The organism is Rhizobium giardinii bv. giardinii H152 (assembly GCF_000379605.1).
Classification (GTDB): domain Bacteria; phylum Pseudomonadota; class Alphaproteobacteria; order Rhizobiales; family Rhizobiaceae; genus Pararhizobium; species Pararhizobium giardinii.
Window position 1 is genome coordinate 228,043 of record NZ_KB902579.1, and the last position, 22,608, is coordinate 250,650.

The following is a 22,608-nucleotide window of genomic DNA, read 5'->3' on the forward strand; positions in this document are numbered from 1 at the left end:
ATCATGCGGCCGCGCTCCGCGGCCGCTTCGAAGATGATGACGCCCATCCCTGCGCTGGGCCGCAAATGGATTTTTGACAATGTCTGCTGATGTCTTCCCCTCCGAACCCGTGGCGCTTGACCTGTCGGGCGAGTGGCTGCTTGCCTCGTCGGACAACAGTCATGCGCTGACGATGACCATTCCGGGCGACGTGCACAGCGCTTTGCAGGCGGCCGGCGCGATCGCCGATCCCTATGCCGGTCGCAACGAGGATGACGTCCAGTGGGTGGCACACAAGGACTGGGTGCTTGAGCGCACGTTCGACATTGACGCGGCCGATCTCGCCGGATTCTGGTATCTCGATATTGAAAGCCTGGACACCGTCGCCTCGGTCTATGTCAACGACGAGCTGGTTCTCGATGCCAGGAACTGCTTTCTTCGCTATCGCCCGGCCGTAAGCTCGGTCTTGAAAGCGGGCCAGAACCGGCTGCGCATCGTCATCCATTCAGCGATCGCTGCGGGGGCGCAGGCGCAGGCTGCCCAGCCCTTCTATATACCCTATTCGACCGGCAATTGCCCGATCCCGAATGGCAATATGCTGCGCAAGCCGCAATGCCATTTCGGCTGGGACTGGAACATCGCCGTCGCGCCGCTTGGCATCTACGGCGCAATCGCCCTCAAGAAACTCGCAGCTGCCCGCATCGAACACGTCACGACCCGCCAGGTGCCGCAGGCCGGCGGCGCCATCGACCTTCAGGTGACGGTGACGCTCTTTGCGGAGGATCCGAGCGTCGTCGGCATCGACTTCTCGCTCGACGGCGCAAGGGAGCGCCTGGATTGCGCCGTCAATGCCGGTGAGACGCAGGTGACGCACGTCTTTACCGTCGACAATCCGAGGCTCTGGTGGCCGGCAGGCAGCGGCGAGCAGGCGTTGTCTGAACTCATCGTCTCGCTTCCGGGTGAAACCGTGAGCCGTCAGATCGGCTTGCGGACGATCGAGCTTCTGACGGACAAGGACGAGGCCGGCAGCCGTTTTGCCTTCCGCGTCAACGGACGCGAAATCTTCTGCCGCGGTGCCAACTGGATCCCGGCCGATGCGCTCGCCTCGCGGGTGACGCCTGAGGGCGTCGAGGATCTGCTGCGCTCGGCGGTCGATGCCAACATGAACATGATCCGTGTCTGGGGCGGGGGCTTTTACGAGACGGACTGGTTCTATGACCTCTGCGACCGGCTGGGCCTGATGGTCTGGCAGGATTTCATGTTTGCCTGCAATCTTTACCCTTCGACCCCGGATTTCCTCGAAAACGTCGCGGCGGAGGTGGATTACCAGGTCAAGCGGCTGTCATCGCATCCATCGATCGCGCTCTGGTGCGGCGACAACGAGCTCGTCGGCGCGCTTACCTGGTTTGAAGAGAGCCGCAAGGATCGCGACCGCTATCTCGTTTCCTACGACCGCCTCAACCGCACCATCGAGACCGGCATCAAGGCCGCCGCACCCGATGCTGTCTGGTGGCCGTCAAGCCCGTCTGTCGGGCCGCTCAACTTCGGCGATGCCTGGCATGCGGATGGTTCCGGGGACATGCACTATTGGTCGGTCTGGCACGAGAACAAGTCGTTCGACAACTACCGCACGGTCCGGCCACGCTTCTGCTCGGAGTTTGGCTTCCAGTCCTATACCTCGATGCCGATCGTGCGGCAATTCGCGGAACAGAAGGACCTGAACATCGCTTCGCCGGTGATGGAATCGCACCAGAAGAATGCAGGCGGCAATGAGCGCATCGCGGCGACCATGTTCCGCTACTTCCGCTTTCCGAAGGATTTTTCCAACTTCGTCTATCTCAGCCAGATCCAGCAGGGGCTGGCGATCCGCACTGCCGTCGAATTCTGGCGGTCGCTGAAGCCTCATTGCATGGGAACGCTGTACTGGCAGCTCAACGACACCTGGCCGGTGGCCTCCTGGGCGAGCCTCGACTATGGCGGCAACTGGAAGGCCATGCATTACATGGTACGCCGGTTCTTCCAGCCGGTGGCTGTCGCCGCCATTCCCTCCGACGATGGAACGACCATCGCCTTCTCGATGGTCAACGACACCGCCGCCCCGGTCACGGTCGAACTGCAGACCTTCCTGGTCTCGCTGTCGGGCGAGAAGCAGCCCCTGACGGCTGCCGCCGGCACCTGCAGCCCGGATCGCGCCGCAACACTGCTGTCGATCACTGCTGCGGATATCCCGGAGAACATGCTGCTGTTCTGGTCCTTCGAAGCCTCGAACGGCATGCGCGGCGAGGGGCACCATGTTCAGGGCACCTACAAGGCGCTCGATCTGGTCCCGTCCGATCTCCTGATCTCGACGACCCCGGCCGTCGACGGCACTTACGAGATCACCGTTGCGGCGAGTGGCCTTGCCCTGCATGTGATGATCGAAACCGATATTGAGGGCCGCTACTCCGATAACGCCTTCGACCTGACGGCCGGCGAACGCCGCGTCATCCGTTTCACACCCAAGCAGCCGCAGGCCGCAGATTGGAAGCCGGTCTTTATCGGCTACGACCTGCAGTCCTGCCAGGGCACCGGTTAGCGAGATCTTGATGCTTCAAAGTGCCTACCGCTTGCCATCACCCAAGAAGACACCCGCCCGAGCCATCTGATGATCTCGGAGACGACACCTGGCTCCCCTAACTCCCAAGGAGAACTTGCCCATGCAGACCGTCAGCTTCCAGCTTTACAGCGCCCGGAATTTCCCGCCGCTTTCCGACGTCCTGAGGACGGTCGGTGCCGTCGGCTACAAACAGGTCGAGGGTTACGGCGCGCTGTACGCCTCGCTCGACGACGCAGCACTTGCCCGCCTGAAGGCCGACATGGACGAAAGCGGCGTCACGATGCCGACCGCGCATTTCGGCCTCGACATGCTCGAATCCGATCCGGCCGGCGTTCTGAAGATCGCCAACACCCTCGGCATCAGGGCCGTTTATTGCCCCTATCTGCTTCCCGATCAGCGGCCGACGGACGCGGCCGGTTGGAGGGCGTTCGGCGAACGCCTGGAAAAGGCAGGAAAGCCCATCCGTGACGCCGGCCTCGACTTCGGTTGGCACAATCATGACTTTGAATTTATCGCACTGCCTGACGGCTCGATCCCGCAGGAGCAAATCTTTGCCGGCGGACCGAACCTCTCCTGGGAAGCAGATATCGCCTGGGTCATCCGCGGCGGTGCCGATCCCTTTGCCTGGATCGAAAAATATGGCCGCCGGATTACTGCCGTCCACGTCAAGGACATCGCTGCAGCCGGCGAAAATGCCGATGAGGACGGCTGGGCCGATGTCGGCCATGGCACCGTTGATTGGAAGAGGCTGTTCAAGGCGCTGACCGCGACACCTGCCCGATACTACATCGTCGAGCACGACAACCCCAAGGATTTCAAGGCGACGGCCGAGCGCTCGATCGCATCGATCAAGACCTACTGACAGAAAGAGCAGATCATGACACGAGAACTCGGCGTCGGCATCATCGGATGCGGCAACATCTCCACCACCTATTTCAAGCTTTCGCCGCTCTTCAGGGGCATCAGGGTCGTCGCCTGCGCCGACATCAATCCGGCCGCCGCCGAAACGCGCGCATCCGAATATGATGTCAAGGCGCAGACCATCGAGGCCCTGCTTGCCAATCCGGAGATCGACATCGTCGTCAACCTCACGATCCCGGAAGCGCATTTCCCCGTCTCGAAGATGATCCTGGAGGCCGGCAAGCACGTCTATTCCGAAAAGCCGCTCGTGCTTTCGCTGGAGCAGGGCGAGCAGCTGCGCGGCATCGCCACGGCCAACAACCTGAAGGTCGGCTGCGCACCGGATACCTTTCTCGGCGGCGCGCACCAGCTGGCGCGGGACTATATCGACCAGGGCAAGATCGGCCGCGTCACCTCGGGCACCTGCCACGTGATGAGCCCTGGCATGGAGATGTGGCATCCGAACCCGGACTTTTTCTTCCTGCCCGGCGGCGGTCCGATCCTTGATCTTGGCCCGTATTACATCGCCAACCTCGTCAACCTGATCGGCCCGGTCAAGCGCGTGGCGGCACTGACGTCGATGGCTAATCCGACCCGCACCATCACCAGCGAGCCGCGCAAGGGCGAGGTCATTCCGGTGAAAACCCCGACCAACATCCATGCGCTGCTCGAATTCCAGAACGGCGCGACGGTGACTCTGTCGGCAAGCTGGGATGTCTGGTCGCATCGCCACGGCAATATGGAGCTCTATGGCACGGAAGGCTCGCTCTTCCTGCCCGATCCGAACTTCTTTGGCGGCACGGTCCTGGCCAGCGGCCGCGACAAGGATATCCAGCCCGTCGAGATGTGGGATCATCCCTTCGCCGTCAACAATCAGGAGCATCCGCAGGGACCGATGGCCAATTATCGCACCGCGGGCCTTGCCGACATGGCGCTTGCCATCCTCGAAGGGCGCGACGCCCGCTGCTCGCTGGAGCGCGCGCTGCACGGTGTCGATGTCATGGTGTCGATCCTGAAGTCGGGCGAGACGGGCCAGTTCGTCGAACTGACGACGACCTGCACGCAGCCGGCGGCGCTCGGCATCGAGGAGGCCAACGCGCTTCTGAGGTAAGATGTTTGCTGGCCCGCTGCCTGGATATGCAATGCGGCGGGCCAGTGCCTCGGCCTGCGATCAGACGAGAAACATGGCATCCGACATCGGCATGGTGGAGGAGATCGTGATGGCATTGTTGAGATTGACGGTGCCACCGCCGCCGTCTGACGCATACCAGATTGCCACGGTGCTGACGCCCGACTGGCTCTCGAGCTTGCAATAGTAGTTGCCGATCTCGTCCGCCTTGCCTTCGAAAGCGTCAAGGGAAAGGGCGCTGAAAACGGAGATGTCGAACCGATCCGTACTTGCCGCGTCTTCCACGGAGATCGTCGTGGTGCCGGTTCCGGGGTTTTCCCGGCCGGTGAGGGTGATCTTGTCGTTGCCGTTGCCGGTCTTGAATTGGACGAGCAGGGTGTCGCCGGTCATTGACAGGCGGTAGGCATCGTTGCCGCTGCTGCCTTCGAAAGTGATGGTGTCGCCGTCTGGGTCGGCGGGGAGCTTGTCGGCGTCAAGTGTCAGGCTGTGCGTCAGTCCGGCCCGGAGGTTGACATAGGTGTCGATGTTCTGCGTCAGCGCCTTGAGCGAGATTTCGGTCTTGATCTTCCCCCCTGTCGGTATCGAAAACGCGATCCGCGGCATCATCGATGAAATAGGTGTCGTATCCCGCGCCACCCTTCATGACGTCGCTGCCGTCGCCGCCGTTGATGATGTCGTTGCCGGCGCCTGTGGACGCGTGATCGTCGCCCGCGCCAAGGTTTATGTTGTCCTTTCCCCTGCCGGAATAGACCCAGTCGTCGCCGCCCCCGGTCTTTATCCTGTTGTCGCCATCGCCGGCGATGACAAGATCGTTGGTGTTCGTCTCGTTCAGCGTCGTCTCGGCATCGAGCCGCGCAGTCGCCGCGACACCCGGTGCAAATGTGTCGTTGCCCGCACCGCCCGCCTGGACGAAGTGCAATTGGTCGCCAAAGGCATATTTGTCCGACAGGATTTTCAGGTAGGACGCGATTTGTGCCTCGAACGACTGGGTCTTCGCATTCACCGCGTCCGCCTCGTTGATGACCTTGTCGCGGGCGGCGATCTTCTCGTAGACGCTCGATGCCCCGCCTTCGCGATCGAACAGGAAGTCCATCGCCTTGAGCACGGCGCCGGCATCCTTTCGATCGGCCGGCGCAAGGATGCCCACCTTGTTCGATTCGTCTTCGCGCCGGTTCTGCAGGCCCTTGAAGTCGAAATTGCTGTGGTTGTAGCGGACTTCGTACCAGAATCGGGCATGGTTGTCGGTCTTGATCGCGGTGGCGATGCCCGGGCCGATCAGGGTTGGTGCATTGTAGTATAGCGAATAGAGGACGAGGCGTTCCTGCGATTCGTCCGGCAGAGAGACGCCGAAGGCGTTCAGCCTTGCGGCCAGGTCCGTCTCGATCGAGGAGGTGAACAGCCCCGCCTGACCCTTGAGCCTTGCCTCCAGCAGAACGGTCGCCTGCGCATCGGTGAGCCAGAGCGACTGCAGCGCCTTCTTTTCCGCTGCCGTGCCCGCTTTGCCTTGCGAGGTATTGATCAGCGCGACATCGTCTGCGGCCGTCGGCGTCGGGTCGGCTTTCCATTTCGCGATGATTTTCAGGCCGCTTTCCTGCAAGGCGGACAGCTTGCCATCGATTTTGCCCGTCAGCGCCAGCTTGTAGGCCGCCGAGATGGCGCTGAAGCTGATGTTCAGTCCATAACCGATTGTCGGGATGTGCTTGCCGTCGTCATGGATGCCGCCATGTGCGCTCGGCGCGGTCTTGCCGATAGGGGGGGAATTTTCCCACGTCTTCAGAAAGGCTGCGGTCTTCGACAGAAAGCCCGCCTTTTCGATGCTGGTAATATTGGTGAGTGGCACGGTTCACCCGTCGACAATTGAATTCCCTTATCCGATGATGAAATCAATGCGGTTACCGTCCGGTTAGCGATGTCGATATTCGCCCGTTTGTTGGCGACCAAAACCGTTCGACGGCTTGAACTTCGATTGCGGCGCCCTTGTTTCAGCTGGCGCCTCCGTGGCATATCGCTGTCTCGCTTCTGCGGACCCAATGGGAAGGATCTCTGACATGGCATGGCAACCGGCGGACACCCGCTACGAGACGATGAAGTACAATCGCTGCGGCAAGAGCGGGCTGAAGCTGCCGGCTGTGTCGCTCGGCCTGTGGCACAATTTCGGCCATGACACGCCGCATGAGCGCAAGCTCGACATGTGCCGCACGGCCTTCGACCTCGGCATCACCCATTTCGATCTCGCGAACAATTACGGTCCGCCGCCGGGCTCGGCCGAAACCGCGTTTGGCGAAATCATGCGCACGGAGTTTGCCGGTCTGCGCGACGAGCTGATCATTTCCTCCAAGGCCGGCTATGACATGTGGCCGGGTCCCTACGGCGAATGGGGCAGCCGCAAGTATCTGATCGCCTCCTGCGACCAGAGCCTGAAGCGCATGGGCCTCGACTATGTCGACATCTTCTATTCGCACCGCTTCGATCCCGACACGCCGCTCGAGGAAACCTGCGTCGCGCTCGATCATATCGTCCGCTCGGGCAGGGCGCTTTATGTCGGCATCTCCTCCTACAACTCGCAGCGTACCCGCGAGGCAGCTGCAATTCTCAAGGATCTCGGCACCCCGCTGCTCATCCATCAGCCGAGCTATTCGATGCTGAACCGCTGGGTCGAGGATGACGGCCTCGTCGATACCCTCGAAGGCCTCGGCGTCGGCTCGATCGTGTTCTCGCCGCTGGCGCAGGGCATGTTGACGACGAAATATCTCGGCGGCATTCCCGCCGACAGCCGCGCCGCGCAAAACCATTTCCTCAAGAAGGACTTCATCCGCCCGTCGATCATCGACAATATCCGCAAGCTCAACGAGATTGCCGAGAAACGCGGCCAGACGCTGGCGCAGATGGCGATCGCCTGGGTGCTGCGCGGCGGCCATATCACCTCGGCGCTGATCGGCGCCAGCCGCGCCTCGCAGATCGTCGATTGTGTCGCCGCGCTGAAGAACGACACGTTCACGCCGGAAGAGCTGGCGGAGATCGACGTCTATGCCAAGGAAGCCGACATCAATCTCTGGGCTTCGTCGGCTGAGCGCGCGTAAGCGGCACGAGCACTCGGGTTGCTAATGGGGGCATCGGATCGTCTGGTCCGGTGCCCCTTTCCGTCTCCTGCGGGCTTTGATCAACGGCCTGTCTGCCCGGATTTTTCCCCTCAGGCCGCCGCGCGAGCAATTTAACCAAGGTTCCGTAAGTTGCTGCAAACATTGAAAGTTGTTATTAGACAAAAGTCGAAGATCGTGCATTATTCGCGCCGCTGGACATGATGGGGTGAGCGTGTAAGCTGCCGCCGAAGCCACGTGATTTCGTTGGGAATTGCGTGGCTGAATGTCGTGAACCGGGAATCGTGCATGCCGTTTGAACCAGCCGAGACCGGCGGGTGCGGCCTGCGTCCTGCGGGAGGAGCAGTATCGGCAAGGCCGGCTGTCCGCTAAAACAGAGGAGAAAATATGGATCGCCGTTCATTCATCAAACGTGCAGGTCTCGGTGGCGCCGGCGCCGTCGCGGCAACGACGCTCGCAGCCCCTGCCATCGCGCAGAGCATTCCGAAGGTCACTTGGCGGCTGACGTCGTCGTTTCCGAAGTCGCTCGATACCATCTATGGCGGAGCCGAGGTATTATCGAAATACGTTTCGGAAGCCACCGACGGCAATTTCCAGATCCAGGTTTTCGCCGCCGGTGAAATCGTGCCTGGCTTGCAGGCCGCCGACGCCGCCGCTGCCGGCACCGTCGAAGCCTGCCACACCGTTTCCTACTACTATTGGGGCAAAGACCCGGTCTGGGCGCTGGGCGCCGCCGTTCCCTTCGCGCTCAACGCACGCGGCATGAACGCCTGGCACTACCATGGCGGCGGCATCGACATGTTCAACGAATTCCTGGCAACCCAGGGCCTTGTCGGCTTCCCCGGCGGCAACACCGGCGTGCAGATGGGCGGCTGGTTCCGCAAGGAGATCAAGACGGTCGCCGACATGCAGGGCCTGAAGATGCGCATCGGCGGCTTCGCCGGCAAGGTTGCCGAGAAACTCGGCGTGGTTCCGCAGCAGATCGCCGGTGGCGACATCTATCCGTCGCTTGAAAAGGGCACGATCGACGCCGCCGAATGGGTCGGTCCCTATGACGACGAGAAGCTCGGCTTCTACAAGGTTGCGCCCTACTACTACTATCCCGGTTGGTGGGAAGGCGGTCCGACGGTGCATGCGATGTTCAATAAAGCGGCCTTCGACGGCCTTCCGAAGAACTATCAGTCACTGCTGCGCACGGCCTGCCAGGCGGCCGATGCCAACATGCTGCAGAAGTACGACTACCTCAACCCCGCGGCGATCAAGCGTCTCGTCGGCGCCGGCGCCAAGCTCAGCCCGTACAGCCCGGAAATCCTGTCGGCGTGCTTCGATGCGGCCAACGAGGTCTATGCCGAGATGGAAGCCTCGAACCCGACCTTCAAGAAGATCTGGGGCTCGATCAAGGCTTTCCGCGGCGAGTACTACCTCAATGCGCAGGTTGCCGAATACAACTACGACACCTTCATGATGATCCAGCAGCGCGGCGGCAAGCTCTAAGCGCCTGCCTCTTTACTCGAAATGAAAAACCCCGGAGCGCCACTCCGGGGTTTTTCTTTGTGGCAATCGATGGAAGAACGGGGCCGGCGCCAAGGCCGGCCTCGTCATGACTAGTTGAACGATGGCGGGGCGCTCAGATCGTTGGCGGGTTTCTGCTGGTTTCCCGAACCGTTCTGATCCGCTGGTTTCTGACCGGTGCCGTCGAGCGGATTGCCGCCTGGCAATTGCAGGCCGCCCGGCAGTCCGAGCCCGCCGCCATTGTCCGGCAGGGTCAGGCCGCCGCCGCCGGTGCCGAACCCTGGGACCTCGATCTTGATCGTGGCCGGATCGACGACGGCGGCGTCGCCCTTGTAGTGCATGACCATCTGCGGGAACATGATCGTCAATGCAACCATCAAGATCTGGATGCCGACGAAGGGGACCGCACCCCAATAGATCTGCCCCGTCGTCACCGGGTCGGTCAGCTTGCCCGTGACCCGGTCGAGATAAGGCACTTTCGCAGCAACCGAGCGCAGGTAGAACAGAGCAAAGCCGAAGGGCGGATGCATGAAGCTTGTCTGCATGTTGATGCCGAGCAGGACGCCGAACCAGATGAGGTCGATGCCGAGCGCGTTGGCGGCCGGTGCCAGCAGCGGCACGATGATGAAGGCAAGTTCGAAGAAATCGAGGAAGAATGCCAGGAAGAAGACGAGCAGGTTGACGGTGATCAGGAAGCCGGTTTCACCGCCGGGCATCCCCACCAGCAGATGTTCCACCCAGACGTGGCCGTTGACGCCGTAGAAAGTCAGCGAGAACACCCGTGCGCCGATCAGGATGAACAGCACGAAGGCCGACAGACGGGTCGTGGCGGCCAGCGCGGAGCGGACCACATCCAAGGTCAGTCGTCCCTTGGCTGCCGCCATGATCAGGGCGCCGACAGCCCCCATGGCGCCGCCCTCCGTCGGCGTCGCAATGCCGAGGAAGATCGTGCCGAGCACGAGGAAGATCAGTGCCAGTGGCGGGATCAGGACGATGATGACCTGTTGGGCAAGCCTGGACATCGCATTGATCTTCAATCCCCTGTCGATGAGCGCAACCACGTAGATGAAGGCCACACCGACAGTGGCGCCGAGAATATCGGCGTTTTCGCCCTGCGTCGACGAGAGGTAGATATGCGCCGCATAGGCGATACCCGCCGCAACGGCGAGCGCGACAAAGAGCGAGGCAACGCCCGAGCCGAGCGTGCGGGCCTCGAGCGGAAGCGCCGGCATCGAGTCGCGCCGGACGAAGGTCATGATCAGGATATAGAGCATGTAGAGCCCGGTCAGCACCAGGCCGGGGATCAGGGCGCCGGCATACATGTCGCCGACCGAACGGCCGAGCTGGTCGGCAAGAACGATCAGGACCAGCGAAGGCGGGATGATCTGGGCAAGCGTGCCGGACGCAGCGATGACGCCCGAGGCAACACGCCGGTCATAGCCGTAACGCAGCATGATCGGCAGCGAGATCAGACCCATGGCGATGACCGAAGCCGCGACCACGCCGGTGGTGGCTGCGAGCAGCGCTCCGACGAAGATGACCGCGTAGGCGAGACCGCCGCGGATGGGGCCGAACAACTGGCCGATCGTGTCGAGCAGGTCCTCCGCCATGCCGGATCGTTCGAGCACGATCCCCATGAAAGTAAAGAAGGGGATGGCGAGCAAGGTGTCGTTCGACATCACCCCCCAGAATCGTTCCGGCAGTGCATTGAGCAGAGGCCAGGAGAGATTGATGGAGTCGGCAGACAAAGGAGCAAGCTCCACGCCGATGAAGAAGAACAGCAGGCCATTGGCGGCGAGCGAAAAGGCAACGGGATAACCCAGCAGGAGGAACACGATCAATGACACGAACATGATCGGTGCGAGGTTTACGGCGATGAACTCGATCATGGGCGTGCCTCCGGAATGGCGGCTTCTTCCAGCGGTGCGTGGGTCGGTACGTAGGGCGACGGGTCATCCATGTTGCCGGTCATGATCGCGATCTTCTTGATGATCTCCGAGACGCCCTGCAGCGCGAGAAGGATGAAGCCGAAAAGGAGGATCCCCTTAGCTGGCCAGACGATCAGGCCACCGGCGCTGGATGAGCCTTCCTGCGAGCGGTAGGACATCAGGAAATAGGGGACGAGGTAGTATGTCATCAGCAATACGAACGGCATCAGGAAGAAGGCATGTCCGAACAGGTCGATCCAGTGCTGCACACGGCGCGAAAACTTGCCGTAGATCACGTCGATGCGGATGTGCTCGTTTTGGCTCAGCGTGTAGGCGGCCGCGAACATGAAGGCGGCGCCGAACAGATACCACTGCGCCTCGAGCCAGGCATTCGACGACATGTTGAACATTTTTCGGATAATGGCATTGCCGGCGCTGACCAGAACGGCCACCAGGATAAGCCAGGAGACTGACTTGCCGATGATTTCCGTAATTCGGTCAATGAGCCTGCTGATACCGAGCAGTGCGGCCATAAGTTGTTCCTCCCCGCAATGGCAGTTTTCGATTTTTGTTGCCGAGCACAACCACAGTGCCGATTTCAAGGCCTCTTTCAAGGCTGGGACAGGTTTTTCCCGCATCGTCACGCCGCGTGATACCAAAGTAGTATGTGAGCTTCCCGGCAATGCCCAAAGCTTAGGCAAAAATCGTGGAAAAGCAGCCTTGCCAAACCCTTGGCGCCCCCGGCAATGTCGGCGTGTCTCTGTAACATGGGCGACTCGGCAGAACGGCATTTCAATGTGGCGCAACAGGTGCGACTGTCTTGAAACGGCGCCGAGCTTCAGGCCGGGTGCCCTGAGAAACCTGGGAGAAGACATGACCGCGACGATCCGCAATCCGATCCTGCCGGGCTTCAATCCGGACCCGTCGATTTGCCGCGTGGGCGAGGATTACTACATCGCCACGTCCACGTTCGAATGGTATCCGGGCGTGCAGATCCACCACTCGCGCGATCTGGTCAACTGGCGGCTGGTGCGCCGGCCGCTGGAGCGGGCAAGCCAGCTCGACATGCGCGGCAATCCCGACAGCTGCGGCGTCTGGGCGCCGTGCCTTTCCCATGCCGACGGCCTGTTCTGGCTCGTCTATACCGACGTCAAGCGCTTCGACGGCAACTTCAAGGACGCGCACAACTACATCGTCACGTCCCCTTCGATCGAAGGCGAGTGGTCGGACCCGGTCTATGTCAATTCCTCCGGCTTCGATCCATCGCTGTTCCACGATGACGATGGCCGCAAGTGGTTCGTTAACATGCAATGGAACCACCGTACCGAAAGCTTCGGCGGGGCGCCGAAATCGCCGGCCTTCGACGGTATCCTGCTGCAGGAGTGGGATCCGGTCTCGAAAAAGCTCGTCGGGCCGATCAGGAACATCTTCGCCGGCAGCGCGCAAGGGCTCGTCGAAGGCCCGCATCTCTTCAAGCGCAACGGCTGGTACTATCTGACGACGGCCGAGGGCGGCACCGGATATGATCACGTGGTGACGATGGCTCGCGCGCGCAGCATCGAAGGTCCCTACGAGATGCATCCGCAGACGCATCTGATCACCTCGAAGGACGCGCCGGACGCGGTGCTGCAAAGGGCAGGGCACGGCCAGTATGTCGAGACGCCGGACGGCCAGGCCTATCACACCCACCTGACGGGCCGGCCCTTGCCGCCGCAGCAGCGCTGCACGCTTGGCCGCGAGACGGCGCTGCAGAAATGCGTCTGGCGGGACGATGGCTGGCTTTATCTCGAGCAGGGCGGTGTCGTGCCGGCTGTCGAGGTTCCGGCGCCCGGCGAGACCGCGGCCATCGAGAAGCCCGCAAGGGTCGAAACCGATTTCGACGGCCCCGCCTTGCCCGACGAATTCCAATGGCTACGCACGCCACTGCCCGAGCGGATTTTTTCGCTGACGGACAAGCCCGGCCATCTGCGGTTGTTCGGCCGCGAGAGCATCGGCAGCTGGTTCGAACAGGCGCTGGTGGCGCGCCGCCAGGAGCACCATTCCTTCCGCGCCGAGACGGTCGTCGAATTCGAGCCGGATACCTATCAGCAGGCTGCCGGTCTGACCCATTACTACAACCGCCACAAGTTTCACGCGCTTGCCGTCACGCTGCATGAAAAGCTCGGCCGGGTCGTGACGATCTTCTCCTGCGCCGGAGATTTTCCGCATGGCCGCATGACGTTTCCGGCCGAAAGTGGCGTCACCGTTCCATTCGGACGGGTCTATCTGGCCATGGAAGTCCGGGATAACGAGTTGCAGTTCTTCTGGCACCCCGACGGCTACCGTGCCTGGCGCAAGATCGGCCCGGTGCTCGATGCCGGCGTCGTATCCGACGAGGGCGGGCGCGGCGAACACGGGTCGTTCACCGGCGCATTCGCGGGCGTGTTCGCCTTCGATACGTCCGGCCGGGCGCAGGTCGCCGATTTCGATCGGTTCACTTACGAGGCGCGGCCATTCACTGCTGAATGAGCAAGCAGTGCATTAGAAGGTAGTTGTAATTAGCTGATCGCATTACGGTTTTGTAATTTTTGATTTCAGTTTCCGTTCATCTGCCAGGTCGTAGTTTCGGGGTGTCAAAAACGAAAGGACACCCCGATGAAACGCTTGTTGATCGCCCTGGTCGCCGGTTCTTTCCTGGCCGCGCCAATGGCTTCCGCGCAGCCGGCAAAGCCGTTCGAAGTCGCTCAGGTGAAGGAGCGGCATGTCGAAAAGAATGTCTACAGGCATGGCAAGACGAAAATCGTCGAGAAGCGCGTCGTCGTCAAGAAGCGCTGGGCGCGGGGCCATCGCCTGTCGCCGGCCGAGCGTCGCCGCATCGCCGCCGTCAATGATTATCGCCGCTACAGGCTCTATGCGCCACAGCGCGGCCAGCAGTGGGTTCGCGTCGACAACGACTTCCTGCTGATCAGCGTTGCGACCGGCGCGATCGTCAGCCTCGCGACCCGCTGAGCACGATGATCGAGAGGCGGCGTCGCGCCGCCTTTCTCAAACTGCGGCGGGGCTACGAACCTGCCCCGGCGGACCAGTCCGCGAACGGATCGGGCAGTGTCCGCCAGCGCTCGGGCGTGAAGCTTCCGGCATCCACCAGACATTCGTCGAGCTCGGCTTCGAGCGCCACCTGGTTCATCGGATCTGCGCCGATGAAGACGATCTCCTGGCGCCGGTCGCCCCAGACGGGATCAAGATAGGGTCTCATCGTCGCCAGGAACCCGGGATCGTCCGGCCATTGGGCTTTGGGGACCGCCGACCACCAGAGCCCCATCTTCGACGTGCGCACCATCGGGCCGGCCTGGCTCAGTTCACCGACCTGATGCGGCCGTGTCGCCAGCCAGAAGAAGCCTTTGGCGCGCACGACGCCCGGCCACGAACGATTGATGAAGGCATGAAACCGGGCGGGATCGAATGGCCGTTTCGCGCGGTAGACGAAGGAGCGGATGCCGTATTCCTCCGTTTCGGGTACGTGGTCCTTGAAGCCGTGCAGTTCCTTGTACCAGAGCGGATGCTGCTCGGCTTTCGCCATATCGAACAGCCCGGTGCCCAGCACATCGCCCAGCGCCACCCGCCCGAAATCCGTCTCGATCAGCCGCGCGTCCGGATTAAGCCCGACGACGATCTTGCGGGTCGCGTCAAGCTGTTCGGGCGTGGCGCTGCCGGCCTTGTTAAGCACGGCGACATCGGCGAATTCGATCTGTTCGACGAGCAGATCGACAAGCGTGCGGCTGTCGCCGTCTCCTGCCAGGAAATCGTTGGAGGAATAGTCGGCCAGGAGGCTCGCGGCATCGACGACGGTTACCATCGTGTCGAGGCGCGCCACATCGGAAAGGCTGGTGCCGCTTTCGTCGCGGAATTCAAATGTCGTTGCGACGGGAAGCGGCTCGGCAATGCCGGTCGATTCGATCAGCAGATAATCGAACCGGCCCTGTTCGGCGAGTTTCCGCACCTCGTTCAGAAGGTCGTCGCGCAGCGTGCAGCAGATGCAGCCATTGGTCATTTCGACCAGTTGTTCTTCCGTCCGCGACAGGTTCGCGCCGCCGTCGCGCACCAAAGCGGCGTCGATGTTCACTTCGCTCATGTCGTTGACGATGACGGCGACGCGCAGGCCGTTGCGATTGTTGAGGATATGGTTGAGCACCGTCGTCTTTCCGGCGCCGAGAAAGCCGGAGAGAACGGTAACCGGAAGTCTGCCGGGCATTATCCTGTATCCTTTTTTCTATAACGTGCAGTGGCCCGAAAAGGTGGCCCTAGGGGCCGCCTCAGTTCGTTGACAAACCTTGCCTCGCACACGACGTCATCCTCGGCCTTGAGCCGAGAATCCAATCGCATCCCGGATGGTCGGGTCAGGCCCGACCATGACGAAAGAGAGGTTTGCGGCATTTGTCGGCAGCCTGAGAGGGCCGGGAGCCGCCTTCCAAGGAAACCTGCTTAGCTGCCGTTGGAAAGGCAGGTTTTCAGAGATGTGCCGATACCTTGCATCAGCTGGAAATAGAGGTCAGGGCCGGCCTCCAAGGTGGCCGCTTCGGGGTCGAGCGTGCCGGGTTTCGCCGGCGTGCCTTCGAGCACGACATTGACGAGCTTCGGCTCGAATTGCGGTTCGGCAAAGACGCAGGTCGCGCCCAGTTCGACGATCTTGGCGTGGATCTCAGACAGGCGCTCGGCGCCGGGCAGGACCTCGGGGCTGACGGTGATCGAACCTGCCACCTTCACATGATAGCGATGTTCGAAATACTGGTAGGCGTCGTGAAAGACGATGAAGGGCTTGTCCTTGATCGGCGCGACGGTTTCCGTAAGCGTCTTGTCGAGCGCGTCGAGCCGCATGTTGAGGGCATCGAGATTGCTCTTGTAGGTCGCCGCATTGTCCGGGTCGGCAGCAGCCAGCGTCTTTTCGATCTCGGCTGCCATCGCCTTGGCATTGGCGGGATCGAGCCACAGGTGCATGTCGAATTCACCTTCTTCGTGGTGGCGACCCTCCTCATGGGCGTGATCCTCGCCGCCTTCTGCGCTTGCTTCATGCTCGTCGCCGTCGTCATGCGCCTCGAAGGCGCCGCCTTCTCGGAATTTCAGCTTTTCGAGCCCGGGCGCATCGTCCAGTTCGACGATCTTCGCGCCGCTGCCGAGCGACTCCAGCGGCTTCTCCAGGAAGGCTTCCAGCCCGTGCCCGACCCAGAAGACGATGTTGGCGTTCTCCAGCGCCGAGGCGTTGGAGGGCTTCATGCTGTAGGTATGGGGGGAGGCGGCGCCCTCGACGATCAGCGCCGGCTCGCCCAGCCCTTGCATGATCGAGGCGACCAGGGAGTGGATCGGCTTGATCGAAACGACGACGTTCGGGACTTCGGCATGCGCGCTGCCTGCAGCCAGAAGCAGGGAAGAGGCGAGCAGGGAGGATGTCAAAAGCAGGGATTTTTTCAGGCTCATGCGGGGGGACTCCTGTCTTGTAAATCAATGTAATGTTATTACATCAATTGCGTTATGCTATAACGTGTGGCATAGCGGCTGGCAACACCTCACCCGGATTTTTTTGATGCTGAATTTCCGCGACCCCGACCAGAAGCCTCTCGTCCTTTTGAACAATGCCGGCGTGCGCCGCGGCGGCCGCTGGCTGGTGCGCGGCGTCGAGTTTTCGATCAGCCGCGGCGAGATCGTCACGCTGATCGGCCCGAACGGCTCGGGCAAATCCACGACGGCGAAAACCGCGATCGGCGTCTTGAAGCCGGACGAGGGCTGGGTCGAGCGCAAGCCGGGCCTCAAGGTCGGCTATGTGCCGCAGAAACTCGCGATCGACTGGACGCTGCCCCTGACGGTCGAGCGCCTGATGACACTGACCGGCCCGCTGAAGGGCCGCGAGATCGAGGAAGCGCTGCACTCCACCGGCATCGCGCATCTCGCCCGCGCCGAGGTCCAGCACCTGTCCGGCGGCGAATTCCAGCGGGCGCTGCTTGCCCGCGCAATTGCCCGCAAACCCGACCTGCTGGTGCTCGACGAACCGGTGCAGGGCGTCGACTTCTCCGGCGAGATCGCGCTCTACGACCTGATCAAGTCCATCCGCAACCAGACCGGCTGCGGCATCCTCCTGATCTCGCACGACCTGCATGTGGTGATGGCCGAGACCGATACGGTGATCTGCCTCAACGGCCATGTCTGCTGCCGCGGCACGCCGCAAGTGGTCAGCCAGAGCCCGGAATATCTGAAACTGTTCGGCAGCCGGGCGGCCAAGACGCTTGCCGTCTACAGCCACGACCACGACCATACCCATCTGCCCGACGGCCGCGTTCTGCATGCCGATGGCAGCATCACCGAACATTGCCATCCGGATGACGGCCACCACCATGGCGCCCACGCCGAGCATGGGCATGACGATCACGACCATGCCGATCATGTCCACGGTCCGGATTGCGGCTGCGGCCATCAAAACCGCCTGCAGGGCCTGGGCAACAAGGAGACGCGCCGTGTTTGACGATTTCTTCACCCGCGCGCTCGTTGCCGGCATCGGCCTTGCCATCACGGTCGGTCCGCTCGGCTGCTTCGTCATCTGGCGGCGCATGGCCTATTTCGGCGACACCATGGCCCATTCGGCATTGCTCGGCGTGGCGCTGTCGCTGCTGTTCAACCTCAATCTGATGCTCAGCGTCTTTATCGTCGCCGCCGTCGTTTCGCTGCTGTTGCTGTTGCTGCAGAAGCGCGGCGCGCTGTCGACAGATGCGCTGCTCGGCATTCTCTCCCACTCGGCGCTGTCGATCGGCCTCGTGATGGTTGCCTTCATGACATGGGTGCGCATCGATCTCGTCGGCTTCCTGTTCGGTGATATTCTCGCGGTTTCCGAGGCCGATATCGATCTCGTCTGGGGCGGTGGCATTCTCGTATTGTTTGCCATCGTCTATCTCTGGCGGCCGCTGCTTGCCTCCACCGTCAATCCGGAACTGGCCGAGGCCGAAGGCCTCCAGCCGGAGCGGGCGCGGCTTTACTTCATGCTGCTGATGGCCTTGGTGATCGCCATTGCCATGAAGATCGTCGGCATCCTCCTGATCACCTCGCTCTTGATCATTCCGGCGGCCACCGCCCGGCGTTTTGCCACGTCGCCCGAAATCATGGCCGTGCTCGCCTCGGGGATCGGCGTGCTCGCCGTTACCGGCGGCCTTTTCGGCTCGCTGCACTTCGATACGCCGTCCGGTCCGTCGATCGTGGTTGCGGCAATGGGGCTTTTCGTCCTCAGCCTGCTGCCCTTCGGCCGCAAGGGAGAAATCGAGACGGCCATTCATTCGACGCATGGAGGACACCACTGATGGCGCAGCAACTCACCAGGAACCAGTCGCTGGTGCTCGATGCGCTGACCCATGCGGAAGGTCCGCTCAGCGCCTATACGATCCTCGACAAGCTGCGTGATCACGGTTTTCGCGCGCCGCTGCAGGTTTACCGCGCGCTGGACAAGCTGCTCGAGTTCGGCATGATCCACCGGCTTGAAAGCATGAATTCTTTCGTCGCCTGCTCGCATCCGGATCATCATCACCATGATCACGGCGTCACCGCCTTTGCAATCTGCGAGGATTGCGGCCAGGTCACCGAAATGCATGATGCCGGCATCGAGGAGCGGCTTTCCGTCCTGGCCGGCAGGGAGCATTTCAAGACCGAAAAGACCACGATCGAGATTCGCGGCCACTGCCAGAACTGCACCAGCGGATAATTCTGCCGTCGGTCAAAGTCTTCCCCACCGCCAGCGGATGTGTGACCATCCGGGCCCGAGGTTCAGCTGTGAACAATCACGATTCGATGTCCGATTTCCTGTTTTCCGCCCATACGCGTGATCACGTCCATGCCCCTCAGGCGACGGACAAGGCCGAAACCGCCATTGATCCGGTCTGCGGCATGACCGTCAAACTCAATGCCGGAAAGCCGAGCCTCGACTATCAGGGAACCATCTATCATTTCTGCAGCCAGCGCTGCCACGAGCGCTTCGGCGCCGATCCCTGGTTCTACCTGTCGGGCCATGCCGGAAACAAGCCGAAGGCTGCGAAGAAGGCGACGCTCTATACCTGCCCGATGGATCCGGAAATCGTCCGTGACGCGCCCGGAACCTGCCCGATCTGCGGCATGGCGCTCGAGCCGATGGGCGCCCCAGTCGAGGGCCCCAATCCCGAACTCGTCGATTTCACCCGTCGCTTCTGGGTAAGCCTTGCCTGCGCCGTGCCGCTGGTGATTTTATCGATGGGACCGATGGTCGGGCTTCCGATCCGCGAGTGGATCGGCGCCCGCATCGTCACCTATCTCGAACTCCTCCTTGCAACGCCGGTCGTGCTGTGGGCGGCGAGGCCCTTCTTCGAGCGGGGATGGGTGTCGCTGCGCACGGGCCACTACAATATGTGGACGCTGATCATGCTCGGCGTTGGCGCGGCCTATCTCTACAGCGTCGTCGCGACGCTGTTGCCCAGCCTGTTTCCGATGGAGTTCGGCGGTCATCACGGGGAGGTTGCCGTCTATTTCGAGGCCGCGGCCGTCATCGTGACGCTGGTCTTCGTCGGCCAGATCCTCGAGCTTCGCGCCCGTGAGCGCACCGGCGATGCGATCCGCGCCCTGATGAACCTCGCACCGAAGACGGCGCGCCGCATACAGCCGGACGGAACCGAACAGGACGCGCCACTTGAAAACATCCTGGCTGGCGATCATCTGCGCATACGGCCCGGCGAAGCCGTGCCGGTCGATGGCATCGTCACCGAAGGCCACTCCAGCGTCGATGAGAGCCTGATCACCGGCGAGCCTTTGCCGGTGGAAAAGATCGTGGGCGCCGAGGTCACCGGCGGCACCATCAACCGCAACGGCACGCTGGTCGTCAGGGCACAAAAGGTCGGCAGCGATACGGTCCTGTCCCAGATCGTCGAGATGGTCGCGTCGGCCCAGCGGTCGCGCGCGCCGATCCAGAAGCTTGCCGACCGGGTGTCCGGCTGGTTCGTGCCTGCAGTCGTGCTTGTCGCGGCGGCGGCTTTCGTCGGCTGGCTGGTGCTTGGTCCGCAACCGTCCTTCGCCTACGGGCTGGTCGCTGCCGTCTCCGTCCTCATCATTGCCTGTCCCTGTGCGCTCGGTCTTGCCACGCCGATCTCGATCATGACGGCGACCGGTAGGGGCGCCCAGTCCGGCGTGCTCGTCCGTGAAGCCGCGGCGCTGGAGCGTCTCGCGGCCATCGATACGCTGATCGTCGACAAGACCGGTACGCTGACGGAAGGCAAGCCGCGTCTGACGGACGTGCTTGTGGGGCCCACCTTTCCGGAAAACCGGCTGCTGATGCTCGCCGCCTCCCTGGAAAAGGCCTCGGAACACCCCTTGGCCGAGGCCATCGTCGCAGGGGCCAGGGCGCGCGACGTGCCGCTGGTTGCCGTTTCCGACTTCGAAGCGGTCAACGGCAAGGGCGTCTCCGGCCGAGTGGATGGCGATCGCGTGCTCGCAGGCAATGCCGCCATGCTGCTGGCTGATGTCGGTGTCGATACGTCGGCCTTTGCCGGTCACGCCGAAGGGCTGCGCCAGAATGGCCGCACCGCACTCTACGTCGCGGTCAATGGCGAGCTGGCCGGTCTTCTGGCGCTGGCCGACGAGATCAAGATCAATGCGGCCGAGGCGATCCGCGCGCTGCATGCCGATGGCATCCGCGTCGTCATGGCGACGGGCGACAGTGCCGTTACAGCCGACGCGGTGGCGAAGGCGCTCGGCATCGACGATGTCGCGGCCGACCAGCTGCCGGAGGACAAGAAAGCATTGGTCGAGCGCCTGAAGGCCGAGGGGCGCGTCGTCGCCATGGCGGGCGATGGCATCAACGATGCCCCGGCTCTGGCAGCAGCCGATGTCGGCATCGCCATGGGCACCGGCGCCGATGTTGCGCTGGAAAGCGCCGGCATCACGCTGTTGAAGGGTGACCTGTCCGGCATCGTGCGGGCGCGAACCCTGTCGAAGGCGACGCTGTCGAACATTCGCCAGAACCTGTTCTTCGCCTTTGCCTACAACGCCGTCGGCGTGCCGGTCGCAGCCGGTCTGCTTTACCCGCTGACCGGCTCGCTGCTGTCGCCGATGATCGCCGCCGCCGCCATGAGCCTGTCTTCGGTTTCCGTCGTCGTCAATGCACTCCGGCTGAGGCGATTGAAGCTCTGACGGCAACTACCCGATGACGGACAGGCTTGTCGCGAAAAGCTGCCATTTCTTGACATAGCCGATCGCCGACTTCTTCAAGCCGGCGACGGCCGCGTCATCGAGCAGCCGGATCGCCTTTGCCGGTGCGCCGACGATCAGCGAATTGTCGGGAAAGACCTTGCCTTCCGTCACCAGGGCATTGGCCCCGATAAGACAGTTGCTGCCGATCACCGCGCCATTCAGCACCGCCGCGCCCATGCCGACCAGCGAATTGTCGCCAATGGTGCAGCCATGCACGATGGCGTGATGGCCGATGGTGCAACCTTCTCCGATCGACACCGGAAAGCCGGGATCGACATGGATGACGACGCCTTCCTGGATATTGGTGCGGGCGCCGACCCTGATCGGCTCGTTGTCGCCGCGCAGCACCGCTCCGAACCAGATGCCGACATCGTCACCCAGTTCGACCTTGCCGATGACATGCGCGTCCGGCGCCACCCAATAGCTGCCTTCCGCCGGAACAGAGGGGCGTGTCGGGCCAAGTGCATAAAGCGGCATGATTTTACTTTCTTGTGCTTAGACGACCGTGACGGTCAGCGTGGCAACGCCATCGATGCCGCAGGAAACCACGTCGCCGCGCGACACCGGCCCGACACCGGAGGGTGTTCCGGTCATGATGACGTCTCCGGCAGCGAGCGTGAACAGTTTCGACAGTTCGGCGATGACTTCCGGAACCTTCCAGATCATCTGGTTGAGGTCGCCCTGCTGCTTGCGGTCGCCGTTGACCGTAAGCCAGATATTGCCAGCCTCGGGATGGCCGATTGTCTCGGCCGGAACGATGTCTGAAACCGGCGCCGAGTGCTCGAAGGCTTTCGCTGCCGCCCATGGCTTGCCCGCCGCCTTTGCCTCGGCCTGCAGGTCGCGGCGCGTGAAGTCGATGCCCACCGCATAGCCGTAGACGCAATCGAGAGCATCGCCGCTGTCAATATTGTCGCCGCCGCCCTTCAAAAGGACGACGAGTTCGACCTCGTGGTGCACGTCGCTCGACAGCGGTGGATAGGGAAACTCCTCGCGCGGCACCGACAGATTGTCCGGATTTTTCTGGAAGAAGAAAGGCGGCTCCCGGTCGGGATCGTGGCCCATCTCGATTGCGTGGGCCGCATAGTTACGACCCACGCAATAAACGCGGCGAACGGGAAAGGCCCGATCGGAATTCGCAACCGGCAGCAGGACCGGGGCGGGAAGGGGAATTACAGTGGTCATCAAATATCCAGGCATTCGATTGCGAATGCCTGACGATAGCACCCCTTCAAGGGGTGGCGA

At 62.2% G+C, this 22,608-nt stretch carries 19 protein-coding genes; 11 read left to right on the plus strand and 8 right to left on the minus strand.

Annotation, left to right across the window (positions count from 1 at the left end):
* Nucleotides 1-79 precede the first annotated feature (79 nt).
* The 3 genes from A3AY_RS0104690 (at nt 80) to A3AY_RS0104700 (ending at nt 4,586) form a co-directional block, all read left to right on the plus strand.
* Entirely contained in the window at nt 80-2,554 is a 2,475-nt protein-coding gene (locus A3AY_RS0104690; protein WP_018324528.1) for a beta-mannosidase, read from the plus strand.
* Nucleotides 2,555-2,675: 121 nt separating this feature from the next.
* Nucleotides 2,676-3,437 (plus strand): sugar phosphate isomerase/epimerase family protein, encoded by a 762-nt coding sequence (locus A3AY_RS0104695; protein WP_018324529.1) that lies wholly within the window; start codon nt 2,676-2,678, stop codon nt 3,435-3,437.
* A 15-nt stretch (nt 3,438-3,452) separates the two neighbouring features.
* Nucleotides 3,453-4,586 carry a Gfo/Idh/MocA family protein gene (locus A3AY_RS0104700; RefSeq protein ID WP_018324530.1) on the plus strand — a complete coding sequence of 378 codons (1,134 nt, stop codon included), beginning with the start codon at nt 3,453-3,455 and terminating at the stop codon, nt 4,584-4,586.
* A gap of 60 nt (nt 4,587-4,646) precedes the next feature.
* On the opposite strand, the gene A3AY_RS41015 is transcribed toward A3AY_RS0104700, so the two are convergent.
* Both A3AY_RS41015 and A3AY_RS0104710 read right to left on the minus strand, forming a co-directional pair.
* Nucleotides 4,647-4,994: a hypothetical protein gene (locus tag A3AY_RS41015; protein WP_162803943.1), complete on the minus strand. Its 348-nt coding sequence runs from the start codon at nt 4,992-4,994 to the stop codon at nt 4,647-4,649.
* An 82-nt stretch (nt 4,995-5,076) separates the two neighbouring features.
* Nucleotides 5,077-6,444, minus strand: coding sequence for a calcium-binding protein (locus tag A3AY_RS0104710; protein ID WP_018324532.1), 1,368 nt, complete (start codon nt 6,442-6,444; stop codon nt 5,077-5,079).
* A gap of 208 nt (nt 6,445-6,652) precedes the next feature.
* Between A3AY_RS0104710 and mgrA the strand changes: the two genes are divergently transcribed.
* Nucleotides 6,653-7,684, plus strand: coding sequence for an L-glyceraldehyde 3-phosphate reductase (mgrA, locus tag A3AY_RS0104715; protein ID WP_018324533.1), 1,032 nt, complete (start codon nt 6,653-6,655; stop codon nt 7,682-7,684).
* Between the two features lie 405 nt (nt 7,685-8,089).
* Nucleotides 8,090-9,196 (plus strand): TRAP transporter substrate-binding protein, encoded by a 1,107-nt coding sequence (locus A3AY_RS0104720; RefSeq protein WP_018324534.1) that lies wholly within the window; start codon nt 8,090-8,092, stop codon nt 9,194-9,196.
* A gap of 110 nt (nt 9,197-9,306) precedes the next feature.
* On the opposite strand, the gene A3AY_RS0104725 is transcribed toward A3AY_RS0104720, so the two are convergent.
* Complete coding sequence (locus A3AY_RS0104725; protein ID WP_018324535.1) at nt 9,307-11,103, minus strand: TRAP transporter large permease; 1,797 nt, start codon at nt 11,101-11,103, stop codon at nt 9,307-9,309.
* On the minus strand, nt 11,100-11,675 hold the full coding sequence (locus tag A3AY_RS0104730) for a TRAP transporter small permease subunit (RefSeq protein ID WP_018324536.1): 576 nt from the start codon (nt 11,673-11,675) through the stop codon (nt 11,100-11,102). Before A3AY_RS0104730 ends, A3AY_RS0104725 begins: the two co-directional genes overlap by 4 nt.
* Nucleotides 11,676-12,015: 340 nt before the next feature.
* Here A3AY_RS0104730 and A3AY_RS0104735 point away from each other — a divergent pair, with 340 nt between their 5' ends.
* Complete coding sequence (locus tag A3AY_RS0104735) at nt 12,016-13,650, plus strand: glycoside hydrolase family 43 protein (protein WP_018324537.1); 1,635 nt, start codon at nt 12,016-12,018, stop codon at nt 13,648-13,650.
* Between the two features lie 126 nt (nt 13,651-13,776).
* Complete coding sequence (locus A3AY_RS0104740) at nt 13,777-14,130, plus strand: RcnB family protein (protein ID WP_018324538.1); 354 nt, start codon at nt 13,777-13,779, stop codon at nt 14,128-14,130.
* A gap of 52 nt (nt 14,131-14,182) precedes the next feature.
* On the opposite strand, the gene A3AY_RS0104745 is transcribed toward A3AY_RS0104740, so the two are convergent.
* Together A3AY_RS0104745 and znuA are read right to left on the minus strand one after the other, a co-directional pair.
* On the minus strand, nt 14,183-15,373 hold the full coding sequence (locus A3AY_RS0104745; RefSeq protein ID WP_018324539.1) for a GTP-binding protein: 1,191 nt from the start codon (nt 15,371-15,373) through the stop codon (nt 14,183-14,185).
* A gap of 230 nt (nt 15,374-15,603) precedes the next feature.
* A complete protein-coding gene (gene znuA / locus A3AY_RS0104750; protein WP_018324540.1) occupies nt 15,604-16,593 on the minus strand; it encodes a zinc ABC transporter substrate-binding protein ZnuA in 990 nt (329 codons plus the stop codon).
* A gap of 106 nt (nt 16,594-16,699) precedes the next feature.
* Here znuA and A3AY_RS0104755 point away from each other — a divergent pair, with 106 nt between their 5' ends.
* From A3AY_RS0104755 to A3AY_RS0104770, 4 genes are all read left to right on the plus strand, one after another.
* Nucleotides 16,700-17,632, plus strand: coding sequence for an ATP-binding cassette domain-containing protein (locus A3AY_RS0104755; RefSeq protein WP_018324541.1), 933 nt, complete (start codon nt 16,700-16,702; stop codon nt 17,630-17,632).
* A complete protein-coding gene (gene znuB / locus A3AY_RS0104760) occupies nt 17,625-18,458 on the plus strand; it encodes a zinc ABC transporter permease subunit ZnuB (RefSeq protein WP_018324542.1) in 834 nt (277 codons plus the stop codon). Before A3AY_RS0104755 ends, znuB begins: the two co-directional genes overlap by 8 nt.
* Nucleotides 18,455-18,856 carry a Fur family transcriptional regulator gene (locus A3AY_RS0104765; RefSeq protein WP_026203114.1) on the plus strand — a complete coding sequence of 134 codons (402 nt, stop codon included), beginning with the start codon at nt 18,455-18,457 and terminating at the stop codon, nt 18,854-18,856. The genes znuB and A3AY_RS0104765 overlap by 4 nt, the downstream gene beginning before the upstream one ends.
* Before the next feature lie 86 nt (nt 18,857-18,942).
* Nucleotides 18,943-21,306: a heavy metal translocating P-type ATPase gene (locus A3AY_RS0104770; protein ID WP_051108303.1), complete on the plus strand. Its 2,364-nt coding sequence runs from the start codon at nt 18,943-18,945 to the stop codon at nt 21,304-21,306.
* 6 nt (nt 21,307-21,312) lie between these two features.
* Here A3AY_RS0104770 and A3AY_RS0104775 read toward each other — a convergent pair whose 3' ends face one another.
* Together A3AY_RS0104775 and A3AY_RS0104780 are read right to left on the minus strand one after the other, a co-directional pair.
* Entirely contained in the window at nt 21,313-21,843 is a 531-nt protein-coding gene (locus A3AY_RS0104775) for a gamma carbonic anhydrase family protein (protein WP_018324545.1), read from the minus strand.
* A gap of 18 nt (nt 21,844-21,861) precedes the next feature.
* A complete protein-coding gene (locus tag A3AY_RS0104780) occupies nt 21,862-22,548 on the minus strand; it encodes a fumarylacetoacetate hydrolase family protein (protein ID WP_018324546.1) in 687 nt (228 codons plus the stop codon).
* Nucleotides 22,549-22,608 lie beyond the last annotated feature (60 nt).